The organism is uncultured Oscillibacter sp., assembly GCF_900544955.1.
GTDB lineage: Bacteria > Bacillota > Clostridia > Oscillospirales > Oscillospiraceae > Oscillibacter.
On sequence record NZ_UQXD01000001.1, the window covers coordinates 62,923 to 89,592 of the forward strand.

The 26,670-nt window shown below is 66.4% G+C and carries 29 protein-coding genes; 25 read left to right on the plus strand and 4 right to left on the minus strand.

The window, feature by feature from the left end; all coding sequences use genetic code 11:
* Window positions 1–13: 13 nt before the first annotated feature.
* The 24 genes from ispD to QZS21_RS00435 all read left to right on the plus strand — a co-directional run bounded on the left by ispD (window position 14) and on the right by QZS21_RS00435 (window position 21,757).
* On the plus strand, window positions 14–745 hold the full coding sequence (gene ispD, locus QZS21_RS00320; protein WP_295578846.1) for a 2-C-methyl-D-erythritol 4-phosphate cytidylyltransferase: 732 nt from the start codon (window positions 14–16) through the stop codon (window positions 743–745).
* A complete protein-coding gene (gene ispF, locus QZS21_RS00325) occupies window positions 742–1,227 on the plus strand; it encodes a 2-C-methyl-D-erythritol 2,4-cyclodiphosphate synthase (RefSeq protein ID WP_295578849.1) in 486 nt (161 codons plus the stop codon). Before ispD ends, ispF begins: the two co-directional genes overlap by 4 nt.
* 81 nt (window positions 1,228–1,308) lie before the next feature.
* The gene (locus QZS21_RS00330) at window positions 1,309–1,560 is read left to right on the plus strand and encodes a DUF3343 domain-containing protein (RefSeq protein ID WP_295578851.1); all 252 of its coding nucleotides are present in this window, start codon (window positions 1,309–1,311) and stop codon (window positions 1,558–1,560) included.
* Window positions 1,557–2,681, plus strand: coding sequence for an aminotransferase class V-fold PLP-dependent enzyme (locus QZS21_RS00335; RefSeq protein WP_295578854.1), 1,125 nt, complete (start codon window positions 1,557–1,559; stop codon window positions 2,679–2,681). The genes QZS21_RS00330 and QZS21_RS00335 overlap by 4 nt, the downstream gene beginning before the upstream one ends.
* 114 nt (window positions 2,682–2,795) lie before the next feature.
* Window positions 2,796–3,701, plus strand: coding sequence for a diadenylate cyclase CdaA (cdaA, locus tag QZS21_RS00340; protein ID WP_295578856.1), 906 nt, complete (start codon window positions 2,796–2,798; stop codon window positions 3,699–3,701).
* Window positions 3,691–5,013 carry a YbbR-like domain-containing protein gene (locus QZS21_RS00345; protein ID WP_295578859.1) on the plus strand — a complete coding sequence of 441 codons (1,323 nt, stop codon included), beginning with the start codon at window positions 3,691–3,693 and terminating at the stop codon, window positions 5,011–5,013. The genes cdaA and QZS21_RS00345 overlap by 11 nt, the downstream gene beginning before the upstream one ends.
* 15 nt (window positions 5,014–5,028) lie before the next feature.
* Entirely contained in the window at window positions 5,029–5,439 is a 411-nt protein-coding gene (locus tag QZS21_RS00350) for a SoxR reducing system RseC family protein (protein WP_295578861.1), read from the plus strand.
* A 7-nt stretch (window positions 5,440–5,446) separates the two neighbouring features.
* Complete coding sequence (locus QZS21_RS00355; protein WP_295578864.1) at window positions 5,447–6,349, plus strand: DUF5685 family protein; 903 nt, start codon at window positions 5,447–5,449, stop codon at window positions 6,347–6,349.
* Entirely contained in the window at window positions 6,346–6,987 is a 642-nt protein-coding gene (locus QZS21_RS00360; protein WP_295578865.1) for a DnaJ domain-containing protein, read from the plus strand. The genes QZS21_RS00355 and QZS21_RS00360 overlap by 4 nt, the downstream gene beginning before the upstream one ends.
* Window positions 6,988–7,095: 108 nt before the next feature.
* Entirely contained in the window at window positions 7,096–7,977 is an 882-nt protein-coding gene (locus QZS21_RS00365) for a YicC/YloC family endoribonuclease (RefSeq protein ID WP_295578867.1), read from the plus strand.
* A 3-nt stretch (window positions 7,978–7,980) separates the two neighbouring features.
* Window positions 7,981–8,241, plus strand: a complete 261-nt coding sequence (locus QZS21_RS00370) for a DUF370 domain-containing protein (RefSeq protein WP_295578869.1) — start codon at window positions 7,981–7,983, stop codon at window positions 8,239–8,241.
* Complete coding sequence (gmk, locus tag QZS21_RS00375; RefSeq protein WP_295578872.1) at window positions 8,238–8,834, plus strand: guanylate kinase; 597 nt, start codon at window positions 8,238–8,240, stop codon at window positions 8,832–8,834. The genes QZS21_RS00370 and gmk overlap by 4 nt, the downstream gene beginning before the upstream one ends.
* Before the next feature lie 53 nt (window positions 8,835–8,887).
* Window positions 8,888–9,109, plus strand: a complete 222-nt coding sequence (gene rpoZ / locus QZS21_RS00380; protein ID WP_295578874.1) for a DNA-directed RNA polymerase subunit omega — start codon at window positions 8,888–8,890, stop codon at window positions 9,107–9,109.
* A gap of 24 nt (window positions 9,110–9,133) precedes the next feature.
* Window positions 9,134–11,581, plus strand: coding sequence for a primosomal protein N' (gene priA, locus QZS21_RS00385; protein WP_295578876.1), 2,448 nt, complete (start codon window positions 9,134–9,136; stop codon window positions 11,579–11,581).
* A gap of 21 nt (window positions 11,582–11,602) precedes the next feature.
* Complete coding sequence (def, locus tag QZS21_RS00390; RefSeq protein ID WP_295578878.1) at window positions 11,603–12,106, plus strand: peptide deformylase; 504 nt, start codon at window positions 11,603–11,605, stop codon at window positions 12,104–12,106.
* A gap of 4 nt (window positions 12,107–12,110) precedes the next feature.
* On the plus strand, window positions 12,111–13,031 hold the full coding sequence (gene fmt / locus QZS21_RS00395; RefSeq protein WP_295578880.1) for a methionyl-tRNA formyltransferase: 921 nt from the start codon (window positions 12,111–12,113) through the stop codon (window positions 13,029–13,031).
* Between the two features lie 14 nt (window positions 13,032–13,045).
* On the plus strand, window positions 13,046–13,780 hold the full coding sequence (locus tag QZS21_RS00400) for a zinc metallopeptidase (protein WP_295578882.1): 735 nt from the start codon (window positions 13,046–13,048) through the stop codon (window positions 13,778–13,780).
* Window positions 13,777–15,105 carry a 16S rRNA (cytosine(967)-C(5))-methyltransferase RsmB gene (gene rsmB / locus QZS21_RS00405; RefSeq protein ID WP_295578885.1) on the plus strand — a complete coding sequence of 443 codons (1,329 nt, stop codon included), beginning with the start codon at window positions 13,777–13,779 and terminating at the stop codon, window positions 15,103–15,105. Before QZS21_RS00400 ends, rsmB begins: the two co-directional genes overlap by 4 nt.
* Window positions 15,106–15,115: 10 nt before the next feature.
* Window positions 15,116–16,159: a 23S rRNA (adenine(2503)-C(2))-methyltransferase RlmN gene (gene rlmN, locus QZS21_RS00410; RefSeq protein ID WP_295578887.1), complete on the plus strand. Its 1,044-nt coding sequence runs from the start codon at window positions 15,116–15,118 to the stop codon at window positions 16,157–16,159.
* On the plus strand, window positions 16,156–16,896 hold the full coding sequence (locus tag QZS21_RS00415; RefSeq protein WP_295578889.1) for a Stp1/IreP family PP2C-type Ser/Thr phosphatase: 741 nt from the start codon (window positions 16,156–16,158) through the stop codon (window positions 16,894–16,896). The genes rlmN and QZS21_RS00415 overlap by 4 nt, the downstream gene beginning before the upstream one ends.
* 13 nt (window positions 16,897–16,909) lie before the next feature.
* Entirely contained in the window at window positions 16,910–18,889 is a 1,980-nt protein-coding gene (gene pknB, locus QZS21_RS00420) for a Stk1 family PASTA domain-containing Ser/Thr kinase (RefSeq protein ID WP_295578891.1), read from the plus strand.
* Window positions 18,890–18,899: 10 nt separating this feature from the next.
* On the plus strand, window positions 18,900–19,787 hold the full coding sequence (gene rsgA, locus QZS21_RS00425) for a ribosome small subunit-dependent GTPase A (RefSeq protein ID WP_295578893.1): 888 nt from the start codon (window positions 18,900–18,902) through the stop codon (window positions 19,785–19,787).
* Window positions 19,788–19,885: 98 nt separating this feature from the next.
* Window positions 19,886–20,041, plus strand: coding sequence for a hypothetical protein (locus tag QZS21_RS00430; RefSeq protein ID WP_295578895.1), 156 nt, complete (start codon window positions 19,886–19,888; stop codon window positions 20,039–20,041).
* A 177-nt stretch (window positions 20,042–20,218) separates the two neighbouring features.
* Window positions 20,219–21,757 carry a DUF3794 domain-containing protein gene (locus QZS21_RS00435; RefSeq protein WP_295578897.1) on the plus strand — a complete coding sequence of 513 codons (1,539 nt, stop codon included), beginning with the start codon at window positions 20,219–20,221 and terminating at the stop codon, window positions 21,755–21,757.
* A 170-nt stretch (window positions 21,758–21,927) separates the two neighbouring features.
* Here QZS21_RS00435 and QZS21_RS00440 read toward each other — a convergent pair whose 3' ends face one another.
* The 4 genes from QZS21_RS00440 to QZS21_RS00455 all read right to left on the minus strand — a co-directional run bounded on the left by QZS21_RS00440 (window position 21,928) and on the right by QZS21_RS00455 (window position 24,970).
* A complete protein-coding gene (locus QZS21_RS00440; protein WP_295578900.1) occupies window positions 21,928–22,437 on the minus strand; it encodes a hypothetical protein in 510 nt (169 codons plus the stop codon).
* Between the two features lie 158 nt (window positions 22,438–22,595).
* Window positions 22,596–23,363: an amino acid ABC transporter ATP-binding protein gene (locus tag QZS21_RS00445; RefSeq protein WP_295578902.1), complete on the minus strand. Its 768-nt coding sequence runs from the start codon at window positions 23,361–23,363 to the stop codon at window positions 22,596–22,598.
* 13 nt (window positions 23,364–23,376) lie between these two features.
* The gene (locus QZS21_RS00450) at window positions 23,377–24,045 is read right to left on the minus strand and encodes an amino acid ABC transporter permease (RefSeq protein WP_295578904.1); all 669 of its coding nucleotides are present in this window, start codon (window positions 24,043–24,045) and stop codon (window positions 23,377–23,379) included.
* A 91-nt stretch (window positions 24,046–24,136) separates the two neighbouring features.
* Complete coding sequence (locus QZS21_RS00455; protein ID WP_366557561.1) at window positions 24,137–24,970, minus strand: transporter substrate-binding domain-containing protein; 834 nt, start codon at window positions 24,968–24,970, stop codon at window positions 24,137–24,139.
* A 218-nt stretch (window positions 24,971–25,188) separates the two neighbouring features.
* On the opposite strand from QZS21_RS00455, the gene spoIVA reads away from it, so the two are divergent.
* Window positions 25,189–26,664, plus strand: a complete 1,476-nt coding sequence (gene spoIVA, locus QZS21_RS00460) for a stage IV sporulation protein A (RefSeq protein WP_295578907.1) — start codon at window positions 25,189–25,191, stop codon at window positions 26,662–26,664.
* Window positions 26,665–26,670 lie beyond the last annotated feature (6 nt).

The window sequence follows — 26,670 nt, forward strand, 5'->3', positions numbered from 1 at the left end:
GGGAGAGTGAGAGATGTTTTCATGGTTTAAGAAACTGCGCTCGTCCCAGCGGCCCTACTGCGCCGCTCTGGTGGCGGCCGCGGGCAGCTCCAGCCGCATGGGCGGCGTGAACAAGCTGATGGAGCTCTTGGACGGGGTGCCCGTCCTGGTGCGGACGCTGACGGCGCTGGAGGAGGCCCGGCTGGTGGATGAGATCATCGTGGCCTGCCGGGAGGAGGATCTGGTGGAGATCTCCCGGCTGTGCCAGGAGTACGGCATCACCAAGTGCACGAAGGTGGTCCGGGGAGGGGAGAGCCGGGTCCACTCGGTGCTGCTGGCGGCGCTGGAGGCGCCGCCGGAGACGGAGCTGTTGGCGGTGCAGGACGGCGCCCGCCCCCTGGTGACGCCGGAACTCATCGACCGCACCATCTCCGCCGCCGCCAACTGCGGCGCGGCGGCCCCCGCCGTGCCGGTGAAGGACACCATCAAGGCCGTCCGGGAGGACGGCGCCGTGGCAGAGACCCTGGACCGGGCCGCCCTGCGGGCGGTCCAGACCCCCCAGGTCTTTGAGGCCAGTCTGCTGAAGGCCGCCCTCCAGGACGCGCTGGAAAAGAACCTGCCCGTCACCGACGACTGCTCCGCCGTGGAGCGGCTGGGGAAGGTGGTGTTTCTGGTGGAGGGGGACGAGGAGAACCTGAAGATCACCACCCCCATGGACCTGGTGGCGGCGGAGGCAATTTTGCAGGGCCGGGAGGTGCGGGCATGACGGCGCTGCGCATCGGCCACGGCTACGACGTCCACCGCCTGGCGGAGGGGCGGCGGCTGGTTCTGGGGGGCGTGGACATCCCCTGGGACCGGGGCCTTCTGGGCCACTCCGACGCCGACGTGCTGACCCATGCCGTGATGGACGCCCTGGCCGGGGCGGCCCGGCTGGGGGACATCGGGGCCCTCTTCCCGGACACGGACCCCCGCTACGCCGGCATCTCCAGCCTGACCCTTTTGCAGGAGGTGGGGCGGCTCCTCCGGGAGCGGGGCTTCACCGTGGTGAACATCGACGCCACGCTCCTGGCCCAGGCGCCCAAGGTGGGGCCCTACCGGACGCGGATGGGGGAGAACCTGGCCGCCGCCCTGGGCATCGGGGCGGAGCAGGTGAATGTGAAGGCCACCACGGAGGAGGGCTTGGGCTTCACCGGGGACGGCTCCGGCATGGCGGCCCACGCGGTGGTGCTGCTGGAGCGGGAACACTGAACGGGACGCGCATCTGCGCGTCTCGTTTTTTCGCACCTTTCCCGCACGCCTCCATAGGATGGGTAGAAAGGAGGAGTGTTTGTGGAGCACTATTTGATCCTTGCCCGCTCCGTCACCTTTGCCCAGCGGATGCAGAAAGCGCTGGACCGGGCGGGCATCCGCTGCCAGATTTTTCGGGCGCCCCGGGACCTGACGGACCTGGGCTGCGCCTACGCCGTGCGGCTGGCGGCGGCGGACCTGACGCCGGCGCTGACGGCTCTTCACAGGGCGGCCCTGGACCCTGTTCAGATATTTTTGTACCAACGCGGGACGTATCGGGAGGTGGGGCTATGATCTACCTGGACTGCGCCGCCACCACCTTCCAAAAGCCCCCCGCCGTGGCGGCCGCCATGGCGGAGGCCCTGGCCACCATGAGCTCCCCCGGCCGGGGCGGCCACCATGCCGCCATGCGGGCGGCGGACACGGCCTTCGCCTGCCGGGGAGAGCTGGCGGAGCTGTTCGGCCTGAGTAACCCGGAGCAGGTGGTGTTCACCCTCAACGCCACCCACGCGCTGAACATCGCTGTCAAATCCCTGGTGCCACCGGGGGGACGGGCGGTGGTCTCCGGCTATGAGCACAACGCCGTCACCCGGCCCCTGGCGGCCCTGGGGGCGGAGACCGTCGTGGCGGAGGCGCCGCTGTTTCAGCCCCAGGCCTCCGCTGCGGCCTTTGACCGCCACATCGTCCCCGGCACCGACGCGGTGATTTGCAGCCACGTGTCCAACGTCTTCGGCTTCGTCCAGCCGGTGGAGGAGATCGCGGCGCTGTGCCGGAAGCGGGGCGTGCCCCTGATTGTGGACGCCTCCCAGTCCGCGGGGACGCTGCCGCTGAACATGACCGCCCTGGGGGCGGCCTATATTGCCATGCCGGGGCACAAGGGGCTCTACGGCCCCCAGGGCACCGGCGTGCTGCTGTGCGGGGAGGGCGTCCGGCCCAAAACGCTGCTGGAGGGGGGCACCGGCAGCCTCTCCATCCGCCAGGAGATGCCGGACTTTCTGCCGGACCGGCTGGAGGCGGGCACCCACAACATGCCCGGCATCGCCGGACTCCTGGCGGGGGTGCGGTACGTCCGCAGCCGGGGAGAGGCCGCCATCTGCCGGGGCGAGCGGGAGCTGGCCCTGCTGGCGGCGGACGGCCTGCGGAGCATGCCGGGCCTGCGGGTGTACGCCATGCCGGGGCTGCGGTCCCAGGCGGGGGTGGTGTCCTTCACCGCAGAGGGCATGGACGTGGAGGCGGTGGCCGCTGCCCTGGCGGAGCGGGACATCGCCGTGCGGGCGGGGCTCCACTGCGCGCCCCTGGCCCACCGCAGCGCCGGAACCCTGGACACCGGCACCGTCCGCCTCAGCTTTTCCGACTTCAACACCTCGGAGGAGGTCCAGGGCCTTCTGGCCGCCGTGGAGGACCTGATCCGCTGATCATCCCTGTGTTTCTGAACAGTCCGTGAATTTTCCCCCGGATAACCTTGCAATCTACTGGCAGATTTTATATAATCTATTTATTCATGGCCTGAAAGGGATGATGACGTCGAAATGAAACTGAACATTGCGGAGCTGACCGCCGTCATCGCGGAACTGCCCGCCGTCCTCGGCCGGTATCTGCTGACCATCCAGGTGACGGACGTGTTGGACATCGCCATTCTGGCCTTTGTCATGTACAAGGTGTTCATCCTGGTGCAGAGCACAAAGGCCGCCAGCCTCCTCAAGGGCCTGTTCGTCTTTTTGGCGGCGCTGGTGCTGTCCTCCGCGTTCCACCTGAACGGCATCAACTATATTATGAGCAAAATGGTGGAGTGGGGCGTGCTGGCCCTCATCATCCTGTTCCAGCCGGAAATCCGGCGGGTACTGGAGCAGATGGGCAGCCGCCGCTTCATCGCCTTTTTCACCCACGCGGAGACGGCCAACCCGCTGGAGCAGACCATCGGCCAGACGGTGCTGGCCTGCACGGAGATGTCCCAGACCCGCACCGGCGCCCTCATCGTCTTCGAGCGGGAGATTCTGCTGGACGACATGGTGCGCAGCGGCACGGTGCTGGACGCCGCCGTCTCCAGCGAGCTTTTGAAGAACATCTTCTTTGTGAAGGCCCCCATGCACGACGGCGCCGTCATCATCCGCCGGGGGCGGGTGCTGGGCGCCGGGTGCATGCTGCCTTTGAGCAAGAACGTGAACCTCTCCCGGGACCTGGGGATGCGCCACCGGGCGGGCATCGGCATGAGCGAGAACTCCGACGCGGTGGTGGTCATCGTCTCCGAGGAGACCGGCTCCATCTCTGTGGCCATCGGCGGCATGCTCAAGCGCCATTTGAAGCCGGAGACCCTGGAGAACCTGCTGCGCAACGAGCTGCTGCCCCAGGAAGAGGACGGGGAGGACAAGCAGAGATTCCCGCTGCTGAATCTGCTGCGCACCAAGAAGAGCGGAGGTGCGGACGATGAACGGTGAGAAGATGGGCCGGCGGAAGGCGTTTTATATCGCGCTGTCCGTTCTGGTGGCCTGCGCCATCTGGCTCTTTGTGGACATGACCAGCAACAACGGCACCCCCCGCCTGGTGGAGCGCACCATCACGGACATCCCCATTGAGTACACCGGCGAGAGCAGCCTGACGGACCGGGGGCTGATGCTGCTGGAGGAGGGCACCGACGCCACCATCGACCTGACCCTGGAGGGCACCCGGTGGCTGATCTCCAATCTGGACCGGTCCGATATCCGGGTCTATGTGGATTTGAACAACGTGGAGGCCGCGGGGGTCCAGAGCGTGGGCTACAAGGTGACCTATCTGGACCGAAAATTTATGAACGACGCCATCACCCGGAAGGACGCCAGCATCTACAGCGCCACGGTGAACGTCAGCGAGCTGTACAGCCGCACCGTGGAGGTGCGCTGCGAGCTCTCGGGCAACGTGGCCGAGGGCTTCTCCGCCGGTCAGGTCCAATTGTCCAGGACCGAACTGGACATCGAGGGACAGATGGAGGACATCGACCCCGTGAGCTACGCCAAGGTCATCTTCGACATCGGCACCGACGCCGAGGAGACCGTGGTCCAGGACCTGCCCATCCGGTTCTACGACGAGCAGGACAACGAGCTGCCCTCCGCCGGCATCCGTCCGGAGACGGACACCATCCAGGCCACCCTCCCGGTGTTCGTCACCAAGGAGCTGCGGCTGCGGATGGACTTCGCCGACGCCCCCGGCGCCCGGGAGCGGAACGTGAGCTACACCATCAGCCCCGAGACCATCACCGTCTCCGGCGACGCCAAGCAGCTCCGGGACGTGGAGAGCATCACGCTGGACAGCTTCGACCTGCTGGCGCTGCAAAAGAAGGGCACCGGCACCTATTTCTATCCCATCACCGTCCCCGAGGGCTGCCAAAACCTCAGCGGCGTCACCCGGGCCACGCTGCAGATTTCCTTCCGGGACATGGCCGCCGGACAGGTGGTCACGGACCGCTTCCGGTATGAGAATTTGCCGGAGGGCCGGGCGGTGGACATCCTCACATCGGAGATGACCGTCAGCCTCTTCGGCACCACAGCGGACGTGTCCGCCGTCACCGGCGCGGACTTGACCGTGGTGGCGGATTTGAGCGGCTACGGCGCCGCCCTCGGCACCTACACCGTGCCCGCCGTCATTGAGAGCACCTTTGGCGGGGACGTGGGGATTTCCGGCACGTATGAGATTCAGGTCACCATTCGGGACTCCGGGGAGCCGGAGCCCCCGGACCCGGGGACCGCAGAGCCGGGAGACGTTCCGGCGGAATGACACAGGAGAGAAAACATGACCCAGATTGCAACGGTTGAACGAATTTTAGACGCCCGGTATGCGGAGATCTCCGTCCCCCGGAAGTCCGCCTGCGGCCACGACTGCGAGGAGTGCGCCGGCTGCGGCGTCACCGGCGCGGCGGTGCACGCCAAGGCCGCCAACCCCATCGACGCCCGCCCGGGTCAGAAGGTGGTGGTGGAGAGCGATACCAAGAAGATGCTGCGCATTGTGGCGCTGGTGTATCTGACGCCGGTGGTGCTGTTTTTGCTGGGCTATCTGGTGACGGCCCTGCTCACCGCCCGCGTGGGGGTACAGTACTTCGTGGCGGTGGCCGGCTTTGCGGCCGGCATCGCCGCGGCGGTGGCCTATGACCGGCGGCTGCGGGCCCGGGGCGGGCTGTCCTTCACCATCGTCCGGCTGTTCTGAGGGGCGGATGTACGGGTATGTGCGGCCCCCCATGGGCGCTTTGGCGGAAGCGGAGACGGAGCGGTTCCGCCGGATGTACTGCGGGCTGTGCCACACCCTGGGCCGGCGGTACGGCGCCGCGGCCCGGTTCATCCTGAATTACGATTTCACGTATCTGGCCATTCTCCTCACCGGCAGGGAGGAGGGCGCCCTCCGGCGCGAGCGGTGCTTTGCAAGTCCCCTGCGGCGGCGAGACTATCTGGAAACGGACGAGGCCCTGGCCCTGGCGGCGGACGAGAGCGTGATTTTGGCCTATTGGCAGCTGCGGGACGGGGTTGCGGACCACGACTGGCTCCACGGATTGAAATACCGGGGCCTCTCCGCCGTGCTGGAGTCCGCCTACCGGAAGGCCGCGGCGGCCCGGCCCGCCTTTGACGAGGGCACCCGGCGCCAGCTGCGGCTGCTGGCGGAGCTGGAGGCGGAGCGGTGCCCGTCCATGGACCGGGCGGCGGACGCCTTTGCGTCGCTGCTGGGGGCCGCCGCCGGGGAGATCGGGGACCCGGTGCGGCGGCGGGTGCTGGAGCAGCTTCTCTACCACCTGGGCCGGTGGGTGTATCTGGTGGACGCGGCGGACGATCTGCGGGAGGACGCCGTCTCCGGCGCTTACAACCCTGTGGCGCTGCGCTTCGGCCTGACGGATGGGGCGTGGACGGCGGAGAGCCGCCTGGCCTTCACCGCCACGCTGGACCACTCCATCCACATGATGGCCACCGCCTACGAGCTCTGGGACTTCGGCGTCTGGACGCCGATCCTGGAGGCGACCTTCTACACCGGCCTCTTCCACGTGGGCAGGGCGGTGCTGGACGGGACCTTCCATTCCCTCCAGCGGGCTGGGGAGAGAAAGAAACACAAGAGTGAGGAAACCGCATGAACGATCCCTATCAGGTCCTGGGCGTACCGGAGACCGCAACAGACGAAGAAGTGAAACGGGCTTACCGGGAGCTTGCCAGGAAGTACCATCCCGACAACTACCATGACAACCCCCTGGCCGACCTCGCCCAGGAGAAGATGAAGGAGATCAACGCCGCCTACGAGCAGATCACCAAGGCCCGCAGCGGCGGCGGCCAGGGCGGCGCCTCCGGCTCCGCCTATCCGGGCGGCGGCGCGTACCGGCCCTACGGCCAGTACCGCTCCTACGGCGGCGCCTCCGGGTCCTCCGTGCTCCAGCAGGTCCGCATCGCCATCAACTCCGGCGACCTCAGCCGGGCGGAGGCGCTGCTGGCCAACTACAGCGACCACAACGCGGAGTGGAACTTCCTGCGGGGGGCGGTGTGCTACCGCCGGGGCTGGCTAGACGAGGCCAAGCGCTACTACCAGACGGCCTGCCAGATGGACCCGGGCAACGGGGAGTACCGCCAGGCCCTGGAGTTCATGGAGCGGGGCACCCAGACGGCCTACCGCCCCGGCGGCGGGGCCTTCGGCACGGATCTGTGCGGGGGCAACCCCTGCCTGACGCTGTGCTGTCTGTACTCCCTGTGCAACGGCGGCGGGTATTTCCTCTGCTGCTGAGGGGGCGGCGGGGTACCGTCCGCCGTTTTTTGAAAGAGTTGGAAGGTCAAACGTCCCTGCGGGGCCGGGATTTCCCGGCGGAGCGGGGACGGAAGGAGAGGGAATGCCATGATTAAGAGCATGACCGGCTACGGCCGGGCGAGGGAGCTGCGGGGCCAGCGGGACATCACCGTGGAGGTCCGCTCCGTCAACAACCGCTACCTGGACTGCACCGTGAAAATGCCCCGGATGTACGTCTTCGCCGAGGATGCGGTGAAGCAGCGGGTCCAGGCGGCCATCTCCCGGGGAAAGGTGGACGTCTATATCACGGTGGACGCCACCGCCGCCGACGTGGAGCAGGTCCGCGTCAACCGGGAGCTGGCGGCCCAGTACGCCGCCGCCCTGAATGAGCTGGCGGAGTTCTGCGGCCCCGCCGCCTACCGGCTGACGCCGGAGGTCCTGGCCCGCTTCCCGGACGTCCTCACCGTCACCAAGGCGGAGGAGGATTTGGAGACCGTCACCGCGGACCTCTGCGCTGTGCTGGACGAGGCCCTGGCGGCCTATAACGCCATGCGGGCCGTGGAGGGGGAGAAGCTGGCGGAGGACATCGCAGGCCGCCTCACCGCCATCGAGGACTACACCGCTCAGGTGGAGGCCCGGTCCCCGGAGACGGTGGCGGAGTACCGCAAGAAGCTGACGGCCCGGATGCAGGAGGTGCTGCAGAGCACCGCCATCGACCCCCAGCGCATCCTGATGGAGGCCGCCGTCTACGCCGACAAGGTGGCCGTGGACGAGGAGACCGTCCGCCTGCGCAGCCACGTCTCCCAGCTGCGCGCCATGCTGCGCTCCGACGCGCCCATGGGGCGGAAGATGGACTTCCTCATCCAGGAGGTCAACCGGGAGTCCAACACCATCGGCTCCAAGTGCAGCGACGTCTCCATCGCCCAGGTGGTGGTGGGGCTGAAGGCCGAGGTGGAGAAGATGCGGGAGCAGGTCCAGAATGTGGAGTGAGCCATGAATCTCATCAATATCGGTTTTGGAAATCTGGTCAGCCAGGAGCGGCTGGTGGCCATCGTCAGCCCGGATTCCGCCCCCATCAAGCGCATGATTCAGGAGACCCGGGAGCGGGGCATGCTGATTGACGCCACCTATGGCCGCAAGACCGCGTCCATCTTCATCATGGACAGCGACCATGTCATCCTGTCGGCCCTGCCGCCGGAGAAGTTCGGCGGGCGGGCGGCCCATGAACGTACAGAGGAGAGCGAACAGCCATGAGAAGAGGGAAGACCTTCATCATCTCCGGCCCCTCCGGGGTCGGAAAGAGCACGGTGCTCAGCGCCCTGCTGGAAAAGCGGGGCAACGTCTATTTCTCCGTCTCCGCCACCACCCGGGATCCCCGTCCCGGGGAGGAGAACGGCGTCCACTACCATTTCCTGGATGTGGACACCTTCCGCAAGTGGATCGTCAACGACGAGTTCCTGGAGTACGCGGAGTATGTGGGCAACTTCTACGGCACCCCCAAAAAGTATGTGGACACCGCCATGAACCAAGGCAAGGACGTGATTTTGGACATCGAGGTGCAGGGGGCCATTCAGGTCACCGGCAAGCGGCCCGACGTGGTGCGCATCTTCATCGCCCCCCCCAGCTGGGCGGAGCTGGAGCGGCGGCTGACGGAGCGGGGCACCGACAGCCAGGAGAAGATTCAAAAGCGCCTCCTCCGGGCCAAGGTGGAATTTCAGACCGCCCACACCTACGATTACTTCGTCATCAACGACACCGTGGAGAACGCGGTGCGGGAGCTGGACGCCATCATGACGGCGGAGCACTGCAAGCCCAAGGAGCGCATGGAGATCATCAGCGGCCGGTGAAGCGCCGGTCCATCAAGATTGAGCCGAAGACGGCGGATAGGAAGTTGATTATTATGATGCTGTATCCCGCGATGAACAAGCTGACAAGCTATGTCCCCAACCGTTATATGCTGGTGAACGTGGTGGCCCGCCGGGCCCGCCAGATCGCCGAGACCGCCGAGATGGAGGAGTTCCACCTGGATGAAAAACCCGTGACCCTGGCCATCCACGAGGTGGCGGAGGGCAAGCTGGACGCCCGGACCATGGATTTGACCGTCGAGGAGATCAACGAGTAAGGACCGCTGAAGGAGGGGCGAGGCATGGAGACCGCTTGGATTGTAAAAGTCGCGGTCAGCGCCGCGCCCTATTCCATTGATAAGCCCTACGACTATCTGGTGCCCCCGGCGCTGCGTGCGGCGGCGGTGCCCGGCGTGCGGGTGACGGTGCCCTTTGGCCGGGGCAACCGGCTCTCGGAGGGCATGGTCCTGGCCGCCGGGGACGGCGACCAGCTGCCGGGGCTCAAGCCCCTGTGCGCCGTGCTGGACGAGGAGCCGGTGCTGGACGGCCGGGGCATCGCCCTGGCCCTGTGGATGCGCCAGCGGTATTTCTGCACCCTCTTCGAGGCGGTGAAGACCATCCTGCCCGCGGGGCTGTGGTACCGCTTCCAAACCCTCTGGACCCTGGCGCCGGATGCGGACGAGGACCGCCTTGCCGCCGTCCGGGGCGCCGGGGCGGTGGCGGAGGCGCTGCGGGCGGCGGGGGGCACCGCCGGGCTGGAGGCCCTCCGCGCCGCCTGCGGACCGGAGACAGAGGGCGTTTTGAAGGCCATGCGGCAGGCGGGCCTGGTCCGGGAGGACACCGCCGCCAAGCGGAAACTGACGGACAAGAAGCGCCGCATGGCGGAGCTGGCCATGGACGCCGAGGAGGCCCTGGCCCTGACGGAGGCGAAGCGCCGCTCCGCCCCCCAGCGCTACGAGGTGGTGCGGCTGCTCTCCTCCGCCGGGCGGCTCTCCGCGGCGGAGGTGTGCTATTTCACCGGGGCCTCCATGCAGACCCTGCGGGCCATGGAGAAGCGGGGACTCGTGTCCTTTTCTGAGGAGGAGGCGCTGCGGCTGCCTCCGCCCAAGCCGGTGGAGCCGGGGCCGCCGATTCTCCTGAATGAGGAGCAGCAGGCGGCCTTTGGGCAGATCCTGGACCTCACCCGGCGGCCCACGCCGGAGGCGGTATTGCTCCAGGGAGTCACCGGCAGTGGAAAGACCCAGGTCTATCTTCGGCTGGTTCAGGAAATACTGAACCAGGGGAAGCAGGCCATGGTCCTGGTGCCGGAGATCGTGCTGACGCCGCAGATGATGCGGCTGTTTTCCTCTTATTTCGGCAGCCGGGCGGCCATGCTTCACAGCGGCCTGCGGCTGACGGAGCGCTACGACCAGTGGAAGCGCATCCGCCGGGGAGAGGTCCAGGTGGTACTGGGCACCCGCTCCGCCGTGTTCGCCCCGCTGGATCGGCTTGGACTGGTGATTCTGGACGAGGAGCAGGAGAGCAGCTACCAGTCGGAAAACCCGCCCCGCTACCACACCCGGGACATCGCCAAGTACCTCTGCGCCCGGGACAAGGCCACGCTGGTCCTGGGCTCCGCCACCCCCGCGGTGGAGACCGCCTGGGCGGCGGAGCAGGGCATCTACCACCGGGCGCTGCTGCGGCGGCGCTACAATGCCCAGGCCATGCCCCGGGTGCTGGTGGCGGACCTGCGCCAGGAAATCCGGGCGGGAAACCCGGGGCTGGTGGGCGCCGTCCTCCGCCAGGAGCTGGAGGAGAACCTCCGGCGGGGGGAGCAGAGCATTCTGTTTTTGAATCGCCGGGGCAGCAGCCGGATGCTGCTGTGCGGCGAGTGCGGCCATGTGCCGGAGTGCCCCCGGTGCAGCGTGGCGCTGACCTACCACTCCGCCAACGGGCGGCTGATGTGCCACTACTGCGGCCACTCCCAGCGGGCCTGGGAGCGGTGTCCGGTTTGCGGCGGCATCATGAAGCACGTGGGCGCCGGCACCCAGCGGGTGGAGGAGGAGCTGCGGGAGCTGTTTCCCGAGACGGGCATCCTCCGGATGGACGCGGACACCGCCTCCGGCGGTCACGAGGCCCTGCTCGCCCGGTTTGAGCAGGAGCGCATCCCCATCCTCCTGGGCACCCAGATGGTGGCCAAGGGGCTGGATTTTGAAAACGTGACGTTGGTGGGGGTCCTCTCCGCCGATCTCTCCTTGTACCTGGACAACTACCGGGCCGCCGAGCGGACTTTCAGTCTGCTGACTCAGGTGGTGGGCCGGGCGGGACGGGGAGAGAAGACGGGCCGGGCCGTCATCCAGACCTACACCCCGGGCAGCGACGTCATCCAGTGCGCCGCCCGGCAGGACTACCAGGGCTTTTACGACAGTGAGATCCGCCTGCGGCAGCTGCGGCGGTATCCCCCCTTCGCGGACCTCTTCACCTTCACCGTCTCCGGCGGGGAGGAGGGGCACGTGCTGCGGGGGGCGGCGGGAGTGCGCCAGCGGCTGCGCCAGCTCTTTCCGGAGGAGGGCGCCGACCCGCCGGAGGTGCTGGGTCCCGCTCCGGCGCCGGTGGTGAAGGTGAACAACCGCTACCGCTACCGCTGCGTGCTGGTGGGGCGGAACGACCGGTCCGCCCGGGAGCGGGTGAGCCTGCTGCTGAAGGAATTTGCAAACGACCGCGTCAACCGCGGATTGAATATTTTTGTGGACTGCAACACCATGGAGTGAGGCAGCGGAGGAGGTCAAACAATGGCATTGCGCAAAATCGTGGAACAGGGAGACGAGTGCCTGACAAAGGTCTGCCGCCCGGTGACGGACTTTAACAAGCGGCTCCATGAGCTGCTGGACGACATGCAGGAGACGCTTTCGGAGGCCAACGGTGCCGGTCTGGCGGCCCCCCAGGTGGGGGTGCTGCGCCGGGTGTGCCTGGTGCTGGACGAGGACGCCGGAACCTATATAGAGCTGGTGAACCCGAAGATCGTGGAGCAGAGCGGCGAGCAGACCGGGCTGGAGGGCTGCCTCAGCGTCCCCGGCAAGTGGGGCATCGTCACCCGGCCCAGCCATGTCCGGGTCCGGGCTCAGGACCGCAACGGCGACTGGTTTGAGGCGGAGGGGGAGGACCTGACGGCCCGGGCCTTCTGCCACGAGATCGAACATCTGGACGGCCACCTGTACACGGAACATATCGACCACTTCCTCTCCGAGGAGGAGCTGCGGGAGTACCTGGAGCAGGAAGAGGGGGAAGGGGAGTAAGCCCATGCGCATCCTGTTTATGGGGACCCCGGACTTCGCCGTGGCGTCCCTGCGCCGCCTGGTGGAGGACGGCCACACCCTCTGCGGCGTCTTCACCCAGCCGGACAAGCCCAAAAACCGGGGACACAAGCTTGCTTTCTCCCCTGTAAAGGAATATGCGTTGTCACAAAATATCCCGGTTTACCAACCCCTGAAGGTGCGGGACGGGGAGGCCCTGGGCATCGTGGAGACGCTGGCGCCGGAGCTGATCGTGGTGGCGGCCTACGGCCGGATTCTGCCGGAGGACATTTTGAGCGCCCCGCCCTACGGCTCCATTAACGTCCACTCCTCGCTGCTGCCCAAGTACCGGGGGGCCGCCCCCATCAACTGGGCCGTCCTGGAGGGGGAGGCGGAGACCGGCGTCTCCATCATGTATATGGCGAAGGAGCTGGACGCCGGCGACGTGATTTTGCAGAAGACCACCCCCATCGGGCCGGAGGAGGACGCCCAGTCCCTGACGGAGCGCCTGGCGGCCCTGGGGGCGGAGGCCCTGTCGGAGACGGTGGCATCGCTGGCGGCGGGCACCGCCGCCCGGACCCCCCAGGACGGGGCCCAGGCGACCTACGCCTCCATGCTCTCCCGGGAGATGTCCCCCGTGGACTGGACGCGGAGCGCCCACGCCGTGGCCTGCCAGGTCCGGGGGCTGATCCCCTGGCCCTGCGCCACCACCGGCGTCATCGGCGGCGAGACCGTCAAGCTCTACGCCGTCCGGGAGACGGGAGCGGACACCGCCGCCCGGCCCGGGACCATCCTGGCGGCGGGGAAGCCGGGAATCGACATCGCCTGCGGCGACGGCAAGGTGCTGCGGGTGCTGGAGCTCCAGGCCCAGGGGGGCCGGCGGATGAGCGCCGCCGCCTATCTGCTGGGCCACCCCATTCCAGTTTGAATCGAGGAGATCACATGCCTTATTATGCCTATGGCTACGGCGACTTTCTGGCCAACAATCTCTACGTGCTGCTGCTGATTCCGGTGCTGCTGCTCTCCCTCTGGGCCCAGGCCCAGGTCAGCGGCAACTTCCGGCGCTACAGCGGCGTGACGAACCGCCGCCGCCTCACCGGCGCCCAGGCGGCGGAGGCGGTGCTGCGGGCCCACGGGGTGTACGATGTGCCCATCCGCCCCTGCCGGGGGCACCTGTCGGACCACTACGACCCCCGGGACAACACCATCTATCTCTCGGAGGACGTGTACGGCGCCCCCACCATTGCGGCGGTGGGCGTGGCGGCCCACGAGGCGGGCCACGCCGTGCAGTACGCCGAGAACTACGGCCCCGTCCGCCTGCGCAGCGCCATCATCCCCGCCACCCAGATCGGGTCCAAGTTCTCCTTTATCCTGCTGCTGGCCGGGATGCTGCTCTACAGCCAGATGCTGTTTCTGGTGGGCATTGTGCTGTTCTCCCTCACCACGGTCTTCCAGCTGGTGACGCTGCCGGTGGAGTTCAACGCCTCGGCCCGGGCCATTGAGACCATTCAGGGCGGAGGGCTGCTGGACGAGGAGGAGACCGTCGGGGCCAGGAAGGTGCTGCGGGCGGCGGCCATGACCTACGTGGCGGCGCTGCTGATGTCCGCCCTCCAGCTGCTGCGCTTCGTGCTGATCTTCCTGGGCCGCAACGGCCGCCGGGGAGGTGGCCGGGAATGAGCAGTCCTGCCCGGATGACCGCCCTGCGGGTGCTGGTGAGCTGCCGGACCCACGGGGCCTGGGCGGATGCCGCCCTGAAGGCCCAGCTGGGCCGGGACGGCCTCTCCGGCGCCGACGCGGCGCTGTGCAGCCGCATGGTCTACGGCGTCCTGCAAAACCGGATGCTGCTGGACCACTACATCGGCGCCTACTGCTCCCAGCGGCCGGACCATTTGCAGCCGCCGCTGCTGGACATTCTGCGCCTGGGAGCCTATCAGATTCTGTTTTTGGACAAGGTGCCGGACAGCGCCGCGGTGAACGAGTCCGTGGAGCTAGCCAAGCAGTGCAAACGGGGGCAGGCCGCGGGACTGGTCAACGCCGTGCTCCGCAAGCTCTCCCGGAACAAGCAGACGCTGCCCCCCGTCCCGGAAGGGGACGCGGAGAAGGCGCTCTCCATCCGCTACAGCCATCCCAAGTGGCTGGTGAAGCGGCTGCTGGCCCTGCTGGGCCGGAAGGAGGCGGAGGCCTTCCTGGCTCTGGACAACGGGGTGGCCCCCCTGACGGTCCAGGCGAACCCTCTGAAAACCACGCCGGAGGCCCTGGCCGCCCGGCTGGCGGAGGAGGGCGTGAGCGTCCGGGCGCACGCTTGGGTGCCCGGGTGCCTGGAGCTGTCCGGCACGGGGGACCTGGCGGCGCTGCCCGCCTTCCGGGAGGGGCTGTTCCTGGTGCAGGACCCCGCCGCCCGGCTGGTGTCCCTGGCCGCCGGCATCCGCCCGGGCCAGCGGGTGCTGGACGTGTGCGCTGCCCCGGGGGGCAAGTCCTTCTCCGCCGCCTTCGCCGTGGAGGACCGGGGAGAGGTGCTGGCCTGCGACCTCCACGAGAACAAGCTGGTGCGTATCCGGGAGGGGGCGGCTCGGCTGGGCCTCACCTCCGTCCAAACGGAGGCGGCGGACGGCCGGGAGGCCCGCCCCGCCTGGCGGGAGGCCTTCGACACCGTGCTGGTGGACGCCCCCTGCTCGGGGCTGGGCATCATCCGCAAGAAGCCGGACGCCCGCTACAAGCGGCCCGACGACCTGCTGGCGCTGCCGGTGGTGCAGACGGCCATTCTGGACAGCGCCGCCACCTGCGTGCGGCCCGGCGGCGTGCTGGTGTACTCCACCTGCACCATCCTGCCGGAGGAGAACGAGCAGGTGACGGCGGCCTTTCTGGCGGAGCACCCGGATTTTTCCAAGGACCCCTTCACCCTGCCGGAGCCGGTGGGGAAGACGGACGGCGCGGTGACGCTGTGGCCCCAGCGCCACGCCACCGACGGTTTTTACATCTGCCGCATGGTGCGGCATCCATGAGAGGACCCGTATGTATGATTTGAAATCCATGACCCTTTCGGAGCTGACGGACTGGATGGGGGATTTGGGGGAGCCGGCCTTCCGGGGCAAACAGGTGTTCACCTGGCTGCACAAGGGGGCCCGGAGCTTCGACGAGATGAGCAACCTCTCCAAGCCCCTGCGGGAGAAGCTGCGCGCAACCTGCGTCCTGACGGTGCCCACCGTGGCCCGGAAGCAGGTCTCCCGTCAGGACGGCACCATCAAATACCTCTGGGAGCTGGCGGACGGCAACTGCATCGAGTCCGTGCTGATGCGCTACCACCACGGCAACACGGTGTGCATCTCCTCTCAGGTGGGCTGCCGGATGGGCTGCGCCTTCTGCGCCTCCACCGTGGCTGGCAAGGTGCGGGACTTGACACCTGCTGAAATGCTGGATCAGGTGCTGTTCACCCAGCTGGACGCCGGGCTGGAGGTCTCCAACATCGTGCTGATGGGCATCGGTGAGCCGCTGGACAATCTGGACAACGTGCTGCGGTTTTTGGAGCTGGTGAACCACCCGGACGGGATGCACATCGGGATGCGCCACATCTCCCTGTCCACCTGCGGGCTGGTCCCCGGCATCCGCCGCCTGGCGGAGCTGGGCTTGCAGCTGACGCTGTCCGTGTCCCTCCACGCGCCGGACAGCGAGACCCGCTCCCGGCTCATGCCGGTGAACCGGGCCTACGACGTGGAGGCGCTGTTCGCCGCCTGCCACGACTATTTCCGCAAAACCGGAAGGCGCATCTCCTTTGAATACGCCATGATCGACGGCGTGAACGACAGCGACGCCCAGGCGGACCTGATCGCTTCAAAGCTCCGGGGGATGCCGGGCCATGTGAATTTGATTCCGCTGAACGACGTGGTGGAGAGCCCCTTCAAGCCCTCCCGCCGGGTGGCGGCGTTCCAGCGGCGGCTGGAGTCCCGAGGCGTCACCGCTACCGTCCGCCGGAGCCTGGGCGGCGACATCGACGCCTCCTGCGGACAGCTGCGGCGCAAGGCCATGGAAGAGGCACAGAAAGGGGAGGATTCCCAATGATACAAGTATGGGGCATGACCGACGTGGGTCTTTGCCGGAAGGAGAATCAGGACGCCTACGCCGTCCGGGAGCACACCGCCTCCGGGCACACCATCTGCGTGGTGTGCGACGGCATGGGCGGCCCCGCCGGGGGGAAGATGGCCAGCCGCATCGCGGTGGATACCTTCCTCTCGGAGATGGAAAAGGTGCTGACGCCGGACATGAGCCCGGAGCAGCTCCGCCAGGCCTCCTCCTACGCTGCATCCTTGGCCAACAGCGCCATCCGGGAGGCTGCCATGGAGTCGGAGGCCTATGCCAACATGGGAACCACCCTGGTCTCTGCCGTCACCTACGGCGACGGCGCCGCCGTCCTCAACGTGGGAGACAGCCGGGCCTATCACATCACGGAGGCGGGCATCACCCGCATTACCAAGGACCACTCCCTGGTGGAGAGTATGGTGGACCGGGGGGACATCACCGCCGAGGAGGCCCGCCGCCACCCCAACCGCAACCTCATCACCCGGGCCCTGGGCCCCGACGAGGCGGTGGAATGCGACGGCTATTTGTGCCACCTGGCGGCGGGGGAGTTTTTGCTGCTGTGCACGGACGGCCTCATCGACACCGTGACGGACCAGGAAATGCTCTTTGAAGTCATCCACGGCGAGGGGGCGGAGACCTGCCTGAACCGCCTGCTGGCCATTTCCAAAAGCCGCGGGGCACCGGACAACGTGACGGCGGTCCTGCTGAAGAAGCTGTAAAGGGGGGAGACGGATGGACAACTATATCGGAAAAATGCTGGACAACCGCTATGAGATTCTGGAGCGCATCGGCACCGGCGGCATGGCGGTGGTCTACAAGGCGAAGTGCCATCGTCTCAACCGCCTGGTGGCGGTGAAAATCCTGAAGGCGGATTTGGCACAGGACGAGGACTTCCGCCGCCGCTTCAACGCGGAGTCCCAGGCCGTCGCCCAGCTCTCCCACCCCAACATCGTGTCGGTGTACGACGTGTCCCGGGGCGGCGACACGGAGTATATCGTCATGGAGCTGATCGACGGCATCACCCTGAAGCAGTACATGGAGAAGCGGGGCCAGCTGAACTGGCGGGAGTCCCTGCACTTCATCACCCAGATCATGCGGGGGCTGTCCCACGCCCACAGCCGGGGCATCGTCCACCGGGACATCAAGCCCCAGAACATCATGGTGCTGCGGGACGGCAGCGTGAAGGTGGCCGACTTCGGCATCGCCTGCCTGGAAAACGCCTCCCAGACCCTGACCCAGGAGGCCCTGGGCTCCGTCCACTATATCTCGCCGGAGCAGGCCCGGGGGGACCGCACCGACGCCCGCAGCGACATCTACTCCGCCGGCGTGGTGCTCTACGAGATGCTGGCGGGGCGGCTGCCCTTCGAGGGGGACTCCGCCGTGTCCGTGGCCATCCAGCACCTGAGCTCCATCCCTCTGGCGCCCCGGGAGATCAATTCGGAGATTCCGGAGCAGCTGGAGCTGATCTGCATGAAGGCTATGGCGCCGGACCTGGAGCGGCGGTATCCCTCCGCCGACGCCATGATCGCCGACCTGGAGGCCTTCCGGAAAAACCCCGGCGTGAACCTGGAGTTCGAGCTCTCCGACCTGCGGCCGGAGGAGACCGACGAGCCCACCCAGCTGCTGCGGACCGCGGCGGCCCACACCGGCGGCCAGGGCGGCTCTCGGCCCGCCCCGCCCCGGGAGCACCGGCGGGACTACGACGGTTATGACGAGCCCGCCCGCCCGGGCGGCCGGGGCAGAACCGTGCTGATCGGCGCCGCGGTGGTGCTGGCGCTGGCGCTGGTGGCGGTACTGTTCCGCAGCATCCTGGGCTCCTTCGGCAGCCCCGTGCAGGAGCAGTACGTGGTGCCCAGCGTGCTGGACAAGACCGTGGAGGAGGCCCTGGCCATGCCGGAGGTCTCCGGCATCTTTGAGATCAAAGAGATGGGCACTGTGTTCAGCGACCACCCGGAGAACACCATCGCCCGGCAGGAGCCTGCTGCCGGGGAGTACCGCAAGGGCGAGAACACCGTGATCCAGGTGTGGATCAGCGCCGGAGAGGACGTGGGCGAGATGATCGACGTCACCAATCAGACGGTGGCCCAGGCCGAAGTGGCGCTTCGTACCCTCAAAGAGCAGTATGACCTGAGTATCGAGAGGCCGACGGAGGAGGAGTACGTCTACAGCGACGAGGTGACTGCGAATTTCATCATCTCCACCTCTCCCGCCGCGGGAGAGCCGCTGAAAAAGGGGGACACCATCCGCATGGTGGTGAGTAAGGGGCCGGAGATCAAAGAGTACCCGGCGCCTCAGTTTGTGGGCATGACCTTGGAGACCGCCCTCTCCCAGTTGGCGGGCATCGGCTTGAAATGCGACGCCGCCACCGACGTCACCATGGCGGACAGCGATAAGCCCGGCGGCCAGATCATCTGGCAGAGTATTCCGGTCAACGAAATGTACCAGGAGGGCGACACCATCAAGTTCCAGGTCAGCTCCGGCCTGGCCAGCGTGAACATCGTCCAGTACTTCGACCTGCCCCAGGACGGGCGGGAGACCATCCACGTGCAGGTGTACGTGGGCAACGAGACGGAGCCCCAGTACGACGAGACGGTGCGCAGCGCCGACGGGCAGGTGCGGGTATCCCTCACCGGAAGCGGCACCAAGAACATCCGGGTGTACTTCGACGGGGCGCTGGACCAGGGCCAGGGCGGCGAGACGCTGTTTGAATAGGGGAGGAGCCATGGCGGAAGGACGGATTCAAAAGGCCCTCAGCGGCTTTTACTATGTGAATACCGGGGAGGAGGTCCTCACCTGCCGGGCCAGAGGCCGGTTCCGGAAGGAGGGGATCTCCCCCCTGGTGGGGGACCGGGTAGAGGTCCGGGAGCTGGGGAACGGAGAGGGCTTCGTGGAGCGGATTCTCCCCCGGCGCAACGCCTTCCTCCGGCCCGCCGTGGCCAACATCGACCAATTGGTGGTCATCGCCTCCGCCGCCGTGCCCCGGACGGACCCCTTCCTCATCGACCGGGTGGCGGCCATCGCGGCCCTGAAGGGGTGCGAGGTGGTGGTGCTGCTGAACAAGTGCGATCTGGACAGCGCCGATGATCTCTATACAATCTACCGCGCCGCCGGCTTCCCCACCCTCCGCATCAGCGCGGAGACCGGGGAGGGAATGGAGGCCCTGATCCCCCTGATCTCTGGAAAGCTATCCGCCTTTACAGGGAATTCGGGCGTGGGGAAATCCAGCATTTTGAATGCCCTGGACCCGGACTTCCACCTACAGGTGGGGACGGTCAGCGACGCCCTGGGCCGGGGGCGGCACACCACCCGCCACGTGGAGCTCTACCGCCTCTCCTGCGGGGCGGAGGTGATGGACTCCCCGGGCTTTTCCTCCTTCGAGACGGAGGAGCTGAATCTGGAGCTGAAGCACCGCCTGCCGGAGACCTTTCGGGAGTTCGCCCCCTACCTGGGGGACTGCCGCTTCGTGGGGTGCAGCCACACCCGGGAGAAGGGCTGCGCCGTGCTGGAGGCCCTCCGCCGGGGGGACATCCAGAAGAGCCGCCACGAGAGCTACCTGCGGCTCCACGAGGAGCTAAAGCCCCTCAGGGACTGGCAGGAGGGCAAGAAATGAGACCGCCGCCGGACGCATTGCGCCCGGCGGTCTTTTTTTTGGCACCCGGGACAGGCGGCGGCGTATATACTGAGGCAGAGGAAAGGAGGCGTTGGCCCATGTTTCGAGGCGGAGGAGGCTGCTGGATTCTGGGTGTCTGCGGCGTGGCGCTGGGATCGGGCATCTTGATCGCGGCGATCTTTCCGGTGGGCGCTCTGCTGTTTCTGGTGGCGTTTTTGCTGATCGGGTGCGGCTGCGCCTGCTGTAGGCGTTAGAAAGGAGTATTTCTTATGAACATCGTGGTCTGGAAATCACCGAAGGCTCTGCGGGGTATTTTGCGGCGGCTGTTTGGCATCAAACCCGCCGTCTGACCCGAAACCCGGTCATAACGGCCCGGACGCCGGCATAGAGTATGGCATGGACGATACAGCCGGGAAAGGAAGGGCCTCGTGATGGAACTGGAATTGAAAAAAACAAGCCTGGACGCCTATGAGACAGGCGGTGAGCTGACTTTGACCCAGGAGGAGACGGCGGAGACCATCGTGCCGGACTACTGCCCCGATATCGCGCGGATCATCGAGACGGAGGGGAAGGTCTTCCTCCACAGCCGGGAGCTGCGGGACGGGAAGGCGGAGATCTCCGGGACGGTGCGGGTGACGGTGCTGTACACCCCGGACGGGGAGGGGGGCATCCGCACCCTGGAATTCGCCGTCCCCTTCACCGTGGAGAGCGACAGCCGCGCCCTGCCGGGGTGCCAGTACCTGTCCGCAGAGACGGAGACGGAGTTTCTGGAGACCCGGATGCTCAACCCCAGAAAGGTCTTCACTCACTGCAAGCTGGTCACTACTGTCACAGGCTACCAGCGCTGCGCCATGGCCTTCTGCGCCGACACGGAGGCGGAGCCCGCTCTGTGCGTGGAGAAGCGCCAGGAGCAGCAGCATGCCATTTTACTCACCCATATCGCGGAGAAGGACTTCACCTTCTCCGAGGAGATGAATCTCTCCCCGGGCCGGGAGGGGGCGGCGGAGCTGCTGAGCAGCCGGGTCTGCGGCACGGTGACGGAGACCAAGATCGTGGGCAGCAAGCTGATCTTCAAGGGGCTGTTCGCCGTCACCCTCCTCTACCGCACCCACCAGGGGCAGTGCTGCGCCGCCTCGGCGGAGCTGCCCTTCTCCCAGATCATGGAGGTGGAGGGGGCGCCGGAGAACGCCGCCGCGGACTTGGAGCTGCAACTGACGGGAACGGACCTCCAAATCGACGGCGACGACGCCGAGGGGCGGCAGATCGCGGTGACGCTGTACTTCCACGCCACGGCGCTGCTGCGGGAGGAGCAGGAGCTGACCCTTTTGAGCGACCTCTACTCCACGGCCTACGACATGACCTACGACGCCCAGCCGGTGAGCCTCACCAGCTTCCGGGAGAAGCTGACCCGGCGGCAGACCCTCCGGGAGGTGCTGGAGATCGGCGTGGTGGCGGACTCCATTTTGACGGTGGAGGCGTCCTGCGGCGGCGTCCAGGTGAGCAGGGAGGGGGACAGCGTGACCCTCCGCACCGGCGTCACCGTCCGGGCGTTGTATCTGGACGAGGGGGGCGTGCCCCTGGTGGCGGAGCGGTGCATTGAAGCCGGCTGCCAGTTGGAGCTGCCGGAGGGGTGCCGGGTCACCGCCCGCGCCGCCTGCACCGAGGAGGTCCAGGCCAGCCTGGGGGACCGGGGCATCGAAGTGCGCTTCCCGGTGGACTTCCGGGTGGAGGCGGCCTCCCGGGTGAAGAAGGTGTGCATCTCCGCCGCCCGGCTGGATACGGAGGCCCCCAAAGACCTGACGGGGACGCCCTCCCTGGTGCTGCGGTGCCTGGGAAAGCAGGAGACCGCCTGGGACCTGGCCAAGACCTACAACACCACCATCGGCTCCATCCTGGCCGCCAACCAGCTGGAGGGGGAGGGCGACATTCCCCGGGAAAAGCTGCTGCTGATCCCCCGGAAACGGGCGTAGAGAAAGAGACGGGCGGCTGTGCCGTTCAGAGCCGCAAAAGAGGCTCCATCCACAACCGGATGGAGCCTCTTTGCCATGCCTGTGCCGGCCCGGAACAAGGTGCCGCCGTCTCCGGCGGGATGTGGGCCGCTTCCCGGGACAGCCGGACCGGGCGCTTTCGGACGGGTGATTTACGCAATCGGAAACTCCGCCGCCAGGTAGCAAGGGGTTCCATCCGCTGCGTTCAGTTCCAATACGACCCGGTATTGCCCGGATTCCAAGCGCGTCCCATACGCCTGATACTTCTGGACAAGACTGCCCTCGAAGCGGTGGCTTTCCTCTCCGCCCAAGGCAAAGGAAATGGTGTTGAAGGAAAAGGCGTCTTGCGAATATCCCAGGCGAAACCACTGGCCATCTACGCAGCGTTCGAGATAGACCGGCTCGGGGGCGTCCGCCTCTTTTGCAAAGCGATAGACCTCCCCCGAATCCATTTCAACGCACCACCGAACGGTGTACCCCTTGAAAGGCGACCAGGTCGGTTCCTCAATCGTCAAATCGAACCCCTCTACCTGATTCACTGCGTAAGAGACGGGTTCCCCCAGGGAAGGATATTCCGCTGTGACCTGCCATGTCAGCCAAACCGCCCCCGCGCAGAACGCGGCGACAAACGCAAGGAGTAACCACCCGCGATGTTTTTTCATACGTCGTTCCCTCTGTAACCTGTAATTCGGTGAAAAATCTTCATCTATTGATAGGATATCACATTCCCTGCCCCGCGGCAACCGGAAAAGGGAACGCCGCAGAAGAAACCTCTGCGGCGTTCCCTGGATGGAAATGCTCTTTATGTGCAGGCGCCGCCTCAGTTCTCCGCGTAGCGGGAGAGGAACTGCCGGGTCCGCTCCTCCCGGGGGTGGTCGATGACCTGGCGGGGGTCGCCCTGTTCCACGATGAGGCCGCCGTCCATGAAGATCAGCTGGTCCGCCACATCCCGGGCGAAGGCCATCTCATGGGTGACGATGATCATGGTGGTTTTTTGCTCCGCCAGGTTGCGGATCACCCGCAGCACCTCCCCGGTGAGCTCCGGGTCCAGGGCGGAGGTGGGCTCGTCAAAGCAGAGGATGTCCGGGTGCAGGGCCAGGGCCCGGGCGATGGCCACCCGCTGCTGCTGGCCGCCGGAGAGCTGATGGGGGTAGTGGTCCGCCCGGTCCGCCAGGCCCATCTGGGCCAGCAGTTCCCTTCCGGCGGCGGCGATGTCCGCCCGGCTCTCGCCGCCCCGCTCCTTGGCCTGGAGCTCCCGGGCCAGAGTGACGTTTTGCAGGGCGGTGTACTGGGGGAAGAGGTTGAAGTTTTGGAACACCAAGCCGAAGTGAAGCCGCTTTTTGCGGATTTCATTCTCCAGCTGGGTCTTGGGCTCCGCCGCGTCAAACAGCGTCTCGCCCCGGACGGAGATCACGCCGCTGTCGGGCTTTTCCAAAAAGTTCAGGCACCGCAGGAGCGTGGTCTTCCCGCTGCCGGAGGAGCCGATGATGGACAGGGCCTGTCCCTCCTCCAGGGAGAAGCTGATGTCGGTGAGGACCTGGGTGGCGCCGAATCGCTTTTCGATGTGATTGACTTCCAGAATGGACATGTCCGCGCCTCCTTTATCGGAAAAAGTCCAGCTTGCGCTCCACCCAGCCGAAGAACAGGGTGAGGACGCCGTTGAACAGCAGGTAGTAAACGCCGGTGAAGAACAGGGGCCAGATCAGCCCGGAGTAGCCGTGGGACCCCTTCAGGAAGGCGTAGCCCGCCCAGATCAGCTCCTGCATGGAGATGATGCGGGCGATGGAGGTGTCCTTCACCAGGGTAATGATCTCATTGGACATGGGGGGCACGATGCGCTTGACCATCTGTAACAGCGTGATCTTGAAGAAGATCTGGTCCTTGGTCATGCCCAGTACCTGGCCCGCCTCCTGCTGGCCCACGGGCACGCCCTGGATGCCGCCCCGGTAGATCTCGGAGAAGTAGCAGGAGTAGTTGATGATGAAGGCGATGGCGGAGGCCAAAAACCGGCCGCCCTCGCCGCTGCCCCAGGGACTGGCTCCCATGACCCGGCCGGGTATGTAGTAGATGATGATGAGCTGAAGCATCAGCGGTGTGCCGCGGATGACCCAGACCACCAGCTTGGTCAGGTAGCGCAGGGGCGAGAAGCGGCTCATGGAGCCGAAGGCAACCAGCAGTCCCAGGGGGACCGCGCCGATGAGCGTCACCGCAAACAGCTTCAGCGTCTGCAGGAAGCCCACGTTCAAAGCGCCGAGAACAGTCAGAAACATGGCCGTGATTCCACCTATCTTTCTTTGATAAACCGGCTGAAAGCAGAGGGCCGCAGCCCTCTGCTTTCTGGTGACGCCTCCAGGGGGAGGCTCACTGCTCAATGACGGCGGCCTGTACGCCGTAAGTCTCGGCAATCTCCAGCATGGTGCCGTCGGCATAGCTGGAGCGGAAGAAGTCGTTCAGCGCGGCGGCCAGGTCGGAGCCCTTCCGGAAGCCCACGCCGTACTCCTCGCTGTTCAGCCCCACGGTGTAGGTGAGGTCGGCGTAGCTGGTGCCCTCGCCCACCATGGCGGCGGCCATCAGGGAGTCGATCACGGCGGCGCCGGCGGTGCCGGAGGAGACCTCCAGCAGGGCGGTGGCCTGGTCGGCCACCTCGGTGAAGGAGGCGCCCAGGGCCTCCACCTCCGCCTTGCCGGCGGAGCCGGACTCCACGGCGAAGGCCAGGTCCTTCACGCTGTCCACGTCCTGATACTGGTCAGCCACGGCGGCGGGGACGATCACCACTTGGGCGTTGTTGCAATAGGCGTTGGAGCACTCCATGGCGGAGGTCACCTCGTCGGTGAGGGTCATGCCGTTCCACACCACGTCGATGGTCTTGCCGTCCAGCTCGAACACCTTGTTGTCCCAGTCGATGATCTGGAATTCCGCCTTCACGCCCAGGCTCTCGGCAAAGGCCTTGGCCATGTCGGCGTCAAAGCCGATCCAGTTGCCGCTCTCGTCCTGATAGTCCATGGGCTCAAACTCGGTGATGCCCACCACCAGCGTGCCTTTTTCCTGGATGTAGGCAAGGTCGCTCTGCTCCGTCTGGCTGTCGTCCCCGGTCTGCGGGGCGGCGGGGGTCTCCTCCTTGGCGCCGCAGGCGGCCAGGGAGGCCGTCATGGCCAGGGCCAGCAGCAGGGCCCATACCTTTTTCATCTGTTTCATCGTCTCATCCTCCAAATCGGAGCGGCGTTCCGCTCATTTAATTCATTAGTAGTTTACCATGCTAAATCAAAGGTGTAAATACAGGATTCCACCTAAGAGGTGAAAAAACCGCGGGCCGTTTTTATGCATCTTCCACAAAAACAGACGGGCCGTCATACTTTGGCCCCGGCGGACATAGAGTGGAACAAGACTATGGAGCGGAAAAAGGACGGGATGCTATGAATACCACGATCTATCAGAATATCGCCACCCGCACCGCGGGGGATATCTACATTGGCGTGGTGGGGCCGGTCCGCACCGGCAAATCCACCTTTATCAAGCGGTTTATGGAGACCCAGGTGATCCCCAACATCGAGAACGTCTACCGCAAGGAGCGGGCCAGAGACGAACTGCCCCAGAGCGGGTCCGGCCGGACCATCATGACGGCGGAGCCCAAATTCGTGCCGGAGGAGGCGGCCCAGATCCAGCTGGAGGGCGGCGCGGCCTTCTCCGTACGGCTCATCGACTGCGTGGGCTACATGGTCCGTGGCGCCATCGGCCAGTACGAGGACGACGCCCCCCGGATGGTCACCACCCCCTGGTACGACCACGAAATCCCCATGACGGAGGCGGCGGAGATCGGCACCCGGAAGGTCATCGCGGAGCACTCCACCATCGGCGTGGTCATCACCACCGACGGCACCATCGCCGACATCCCCCGGGAGGACTATCTGGAGGCGGAGGAGCGGGTGATCCGGGAGCTCCAGGAGCTGGGGAAGCCCTTCATCGTGCTGCTGAACTCCTCCGACCCCGGCAGCGAACGGGCCGCCGCCATCGCCCGGGATATCTCCTCCCGGTACGAGGTGAACTGCGTGCCGGTGAACTGCCTGGAGCTGGACGAGGAGGCCGTGGCGGCCATTTTGAAGGCGGTGCTCTACGAGTTCCCCATGCAGGAGTTGGACCTGTTCCTGCCCCCCTGGGTGGACGCCCTGCCCGCCAACCACCCCATCAAGGCGGGATTGTACGACGCGGTGCGCCAGGGCACCTCCCAGCTCCGCCACATCCGGGAGGTGGAGGGCGTCATCGCCGCCCTGGGGGCCTGCGAGGACATCAGCGAAGCCAAAATCACCGCCATCGACCTGGGCACCGGCGTGGCCGCCGCGGCGCTGCACCTGCCCCGGGAGCTGTTCTACCGCACCCTCTCGGAGCAGTCCGGCTTCTCCGTGGCGGACGACGGGGACCTGATGAGCCTGCTGACCCGCCTGGCGGCGGTGAAGAGCGAGTACGACAAGGTGGCCGGCGCCCTGCGGGACGTCCGGGAGACGGGGTACGGCATCGTGGTGCCCGGTATCGACGAGCTGAAGCTGGAGGAGCCGGAGATCATGAAGCAGGGGGGACGGTACGGCGTGCGGCTGAAGGCCAGCGCCCCCAGTATCCACATGATCCGGGCGGACATCGAGACCGCCGTCAGCCCCATCGTGGGCAACGAGAAGCAGTCCGAGGACATGGTGAACTACCTCCTCCAGGAGTTTGAGGGGGACACCAGCAAGATCTGGCAGTCCAACATCTTCGGCCGCAGCTTCCACGAACTGGTGAACGAAGACCTCCAGACCAAACTGAAGCGGATGCCGGAGGACGCCCGGAAGAAGCTCCAGGAGACGCTGACCCGCATCATCAATGAGGGCAGCGGCGGGCTGATCTGCATCATTTTATAAGACGGC

Coding starts and splice junctions, on each gene's coding strand:
- rlmN (WP_295578887.1), top strand. CDS start 15,116: ATGTATGATTTGAAATCCATGACCCTTTCGGAGCTGACGGACTGGATG.
- QZS21_RS00445 (WP_295578902.1), bottom strand. CDS start 23,363: ATGTCCATTCTGGAAGTCAATCACATCGAAAAGCGATTCGGCGCCACC.
- ispF (WP_295578849.1), top strand. CDS start 742: ATGACGGCGCTGCGCATCGGCCACGGCTACGACGTCCACCGCCTGGCG.
- QZS21_RS00415 (WP_295578889.1), top strand. CDS start 16,156: ATGATACAAGTATGGGGCATGACCGACGTGGGTCTTTGCCGGAAGGAG.
- QZS21_RS00345 (WP_295578859.1), top strand. CDS start 3,691: ATGAACGGTGAGAAGATGGGCCGGCGGAAGGCGTTTTATATCGCGCTG.
- QZS21_RS00450 (WP_295578904.1), bottom strand. CDS start 24,045: ATGTTTCTGACTGTTCTCGGCGCTTTGAACGTGGGCTTCCTGCAGACG.
- spoIVA (WP_295578907.1), top strand. CDS start 25,189: ATGAATACCACGATCTATCAGAATATCGCCACCCGCACCGCGGGGGAT.
- gmk (WP_295578872.1), top strand. CDS start 8,238: ATGAGAAGAGGGAAGACCTTCATCATCTCCGGCCCCTCCGGGGTCGGA.
- QZS21_RS00400 (WP_295578882.1), top strand. CDS start 13,046: ATGCCTTATTATGCCTATGGCTACGGCGACTTTCTGGCCAACAATCTC.
- cdaA (WP_295578856.1), top strand. CDS start 2,796: ATGAAACTGAACATTGCGGAGCTGACCGCCGTCATCGCGGAACTGCCC.
- priA (WP_295578876.1), top strand. CDS start 9,134: ATGGAGACCGCTTGGATTGTAAAAGTCGCGGTCAGCGCCGCGCCCTAT.
- QZS21_RS00430 (WP_295578895.1), top strand. CDS start 19,886: ATGTTTCGAGGCGGAGGAGGCTGCTGGATTCTGGGTGTCTGCGGCGTG.
- fmt (WP_295578880.1), top strand. CDS start 12,111: ATGCGCATCCTGTTTATGGGGACCCCGGACTTCGCCGTGGCGTCCCTG.
- QZS21_RS00455 (WP_366557561.1), bottom strand. CDS start 24,970: ATGAAACAGATGAAAAAGGTATGGGCCCTGCTGCTGGCCCTGGCCATG.
- rpoZ (WP_295578874.1), top strand. CDS start 8,888: ATGATGCTGTATCCCGCGATGAACAAGCTGACAAGCTATGTCCCCAAC.
- QZS21_RS00435 (WP_295578897.1), top strand. CDS start 20,219: ATGGAACTGGAATTGAAAAAAACAAGCCTGGACGCCTATGAGACAGGC.
- ispD (WP_295578846.1), top strand. CDS start 14: ATGTTTTCATGGTTTAAGAAACTGCGCTCGTCCCAGCGGCCCTACTGC.
- QZS21_RS00370 (WP_295578869.1), top strand. CDS start 7,981: ATGAATCTCATCAATATCGGTTTTGGAAATCTGGTCAGCCAGGAGCGG.
- def (WP_295578878.1), top strand. CDS start 11,603: ATGGCATTGCGCAAAATCGTGGAACAGGGAGACGAGTGCCTGACAAAG.
- pknB (WP_295578891.1), top strand. CDS start 16,910: ATGGACAACTATATCGGAAAAATGCTGGACAACCGCTATGAGATTCTG.
- rsmB (WP_295578885.1), top strand. CDS start 13,777: ATGAGCAGTCCTGCCCGGATGACCGCCCTGCGGGTGCTGGTGAGCTGC.
- QZS21_RS00350 (WP_295578861.1), top strand. CDS start 5,029: ATGACCCAGATTGCAACGGTTGAACGAATTTTAGACGCCCGGTATGCG.
- QZS21_RS00360 (WP_295578865.1), top strand. CDS start 6,346: ATGAACGATCCCTATCAGGTCCTGGGCGTACCGGAGACCGCAACAGAC.
- rsgA (WP_295578893.1), top strand. CDS start 18,900: ATGGCGGAAGGACGGATTCAAAAGGCCCTCAGCGGCTTTTACTATGTG.
- QZS21_RS00365 (WP_295578867.1), top strand. CDS start 7,096: ATGATTAAGAGCATGACCGGCTACGGCCGGGCGAGGGAGCTGCGGGGC.
- QZS21_RS00335 (WP_295578854.1), top strand. CDS start 1,557: ATGATCTACCTGGACTGCGCCGCCACCACCTTCCAAAAGCCCCCCGCC.
- QZS21_RS00440 (WP_295578900.1), bottom strand. CDS start 22,437: ATGAAAAAACATCGCGGGTGGTTACTCCTTGCGTTTGTCGCCGCGTTC.
- QZS21_RS00355 (WP_295578864.1), top strand. CDS start 5,447: ATGTACGGGTATGTGCGGCCCCCCATGGGCGCTTTGGCGGAAGCGGAG.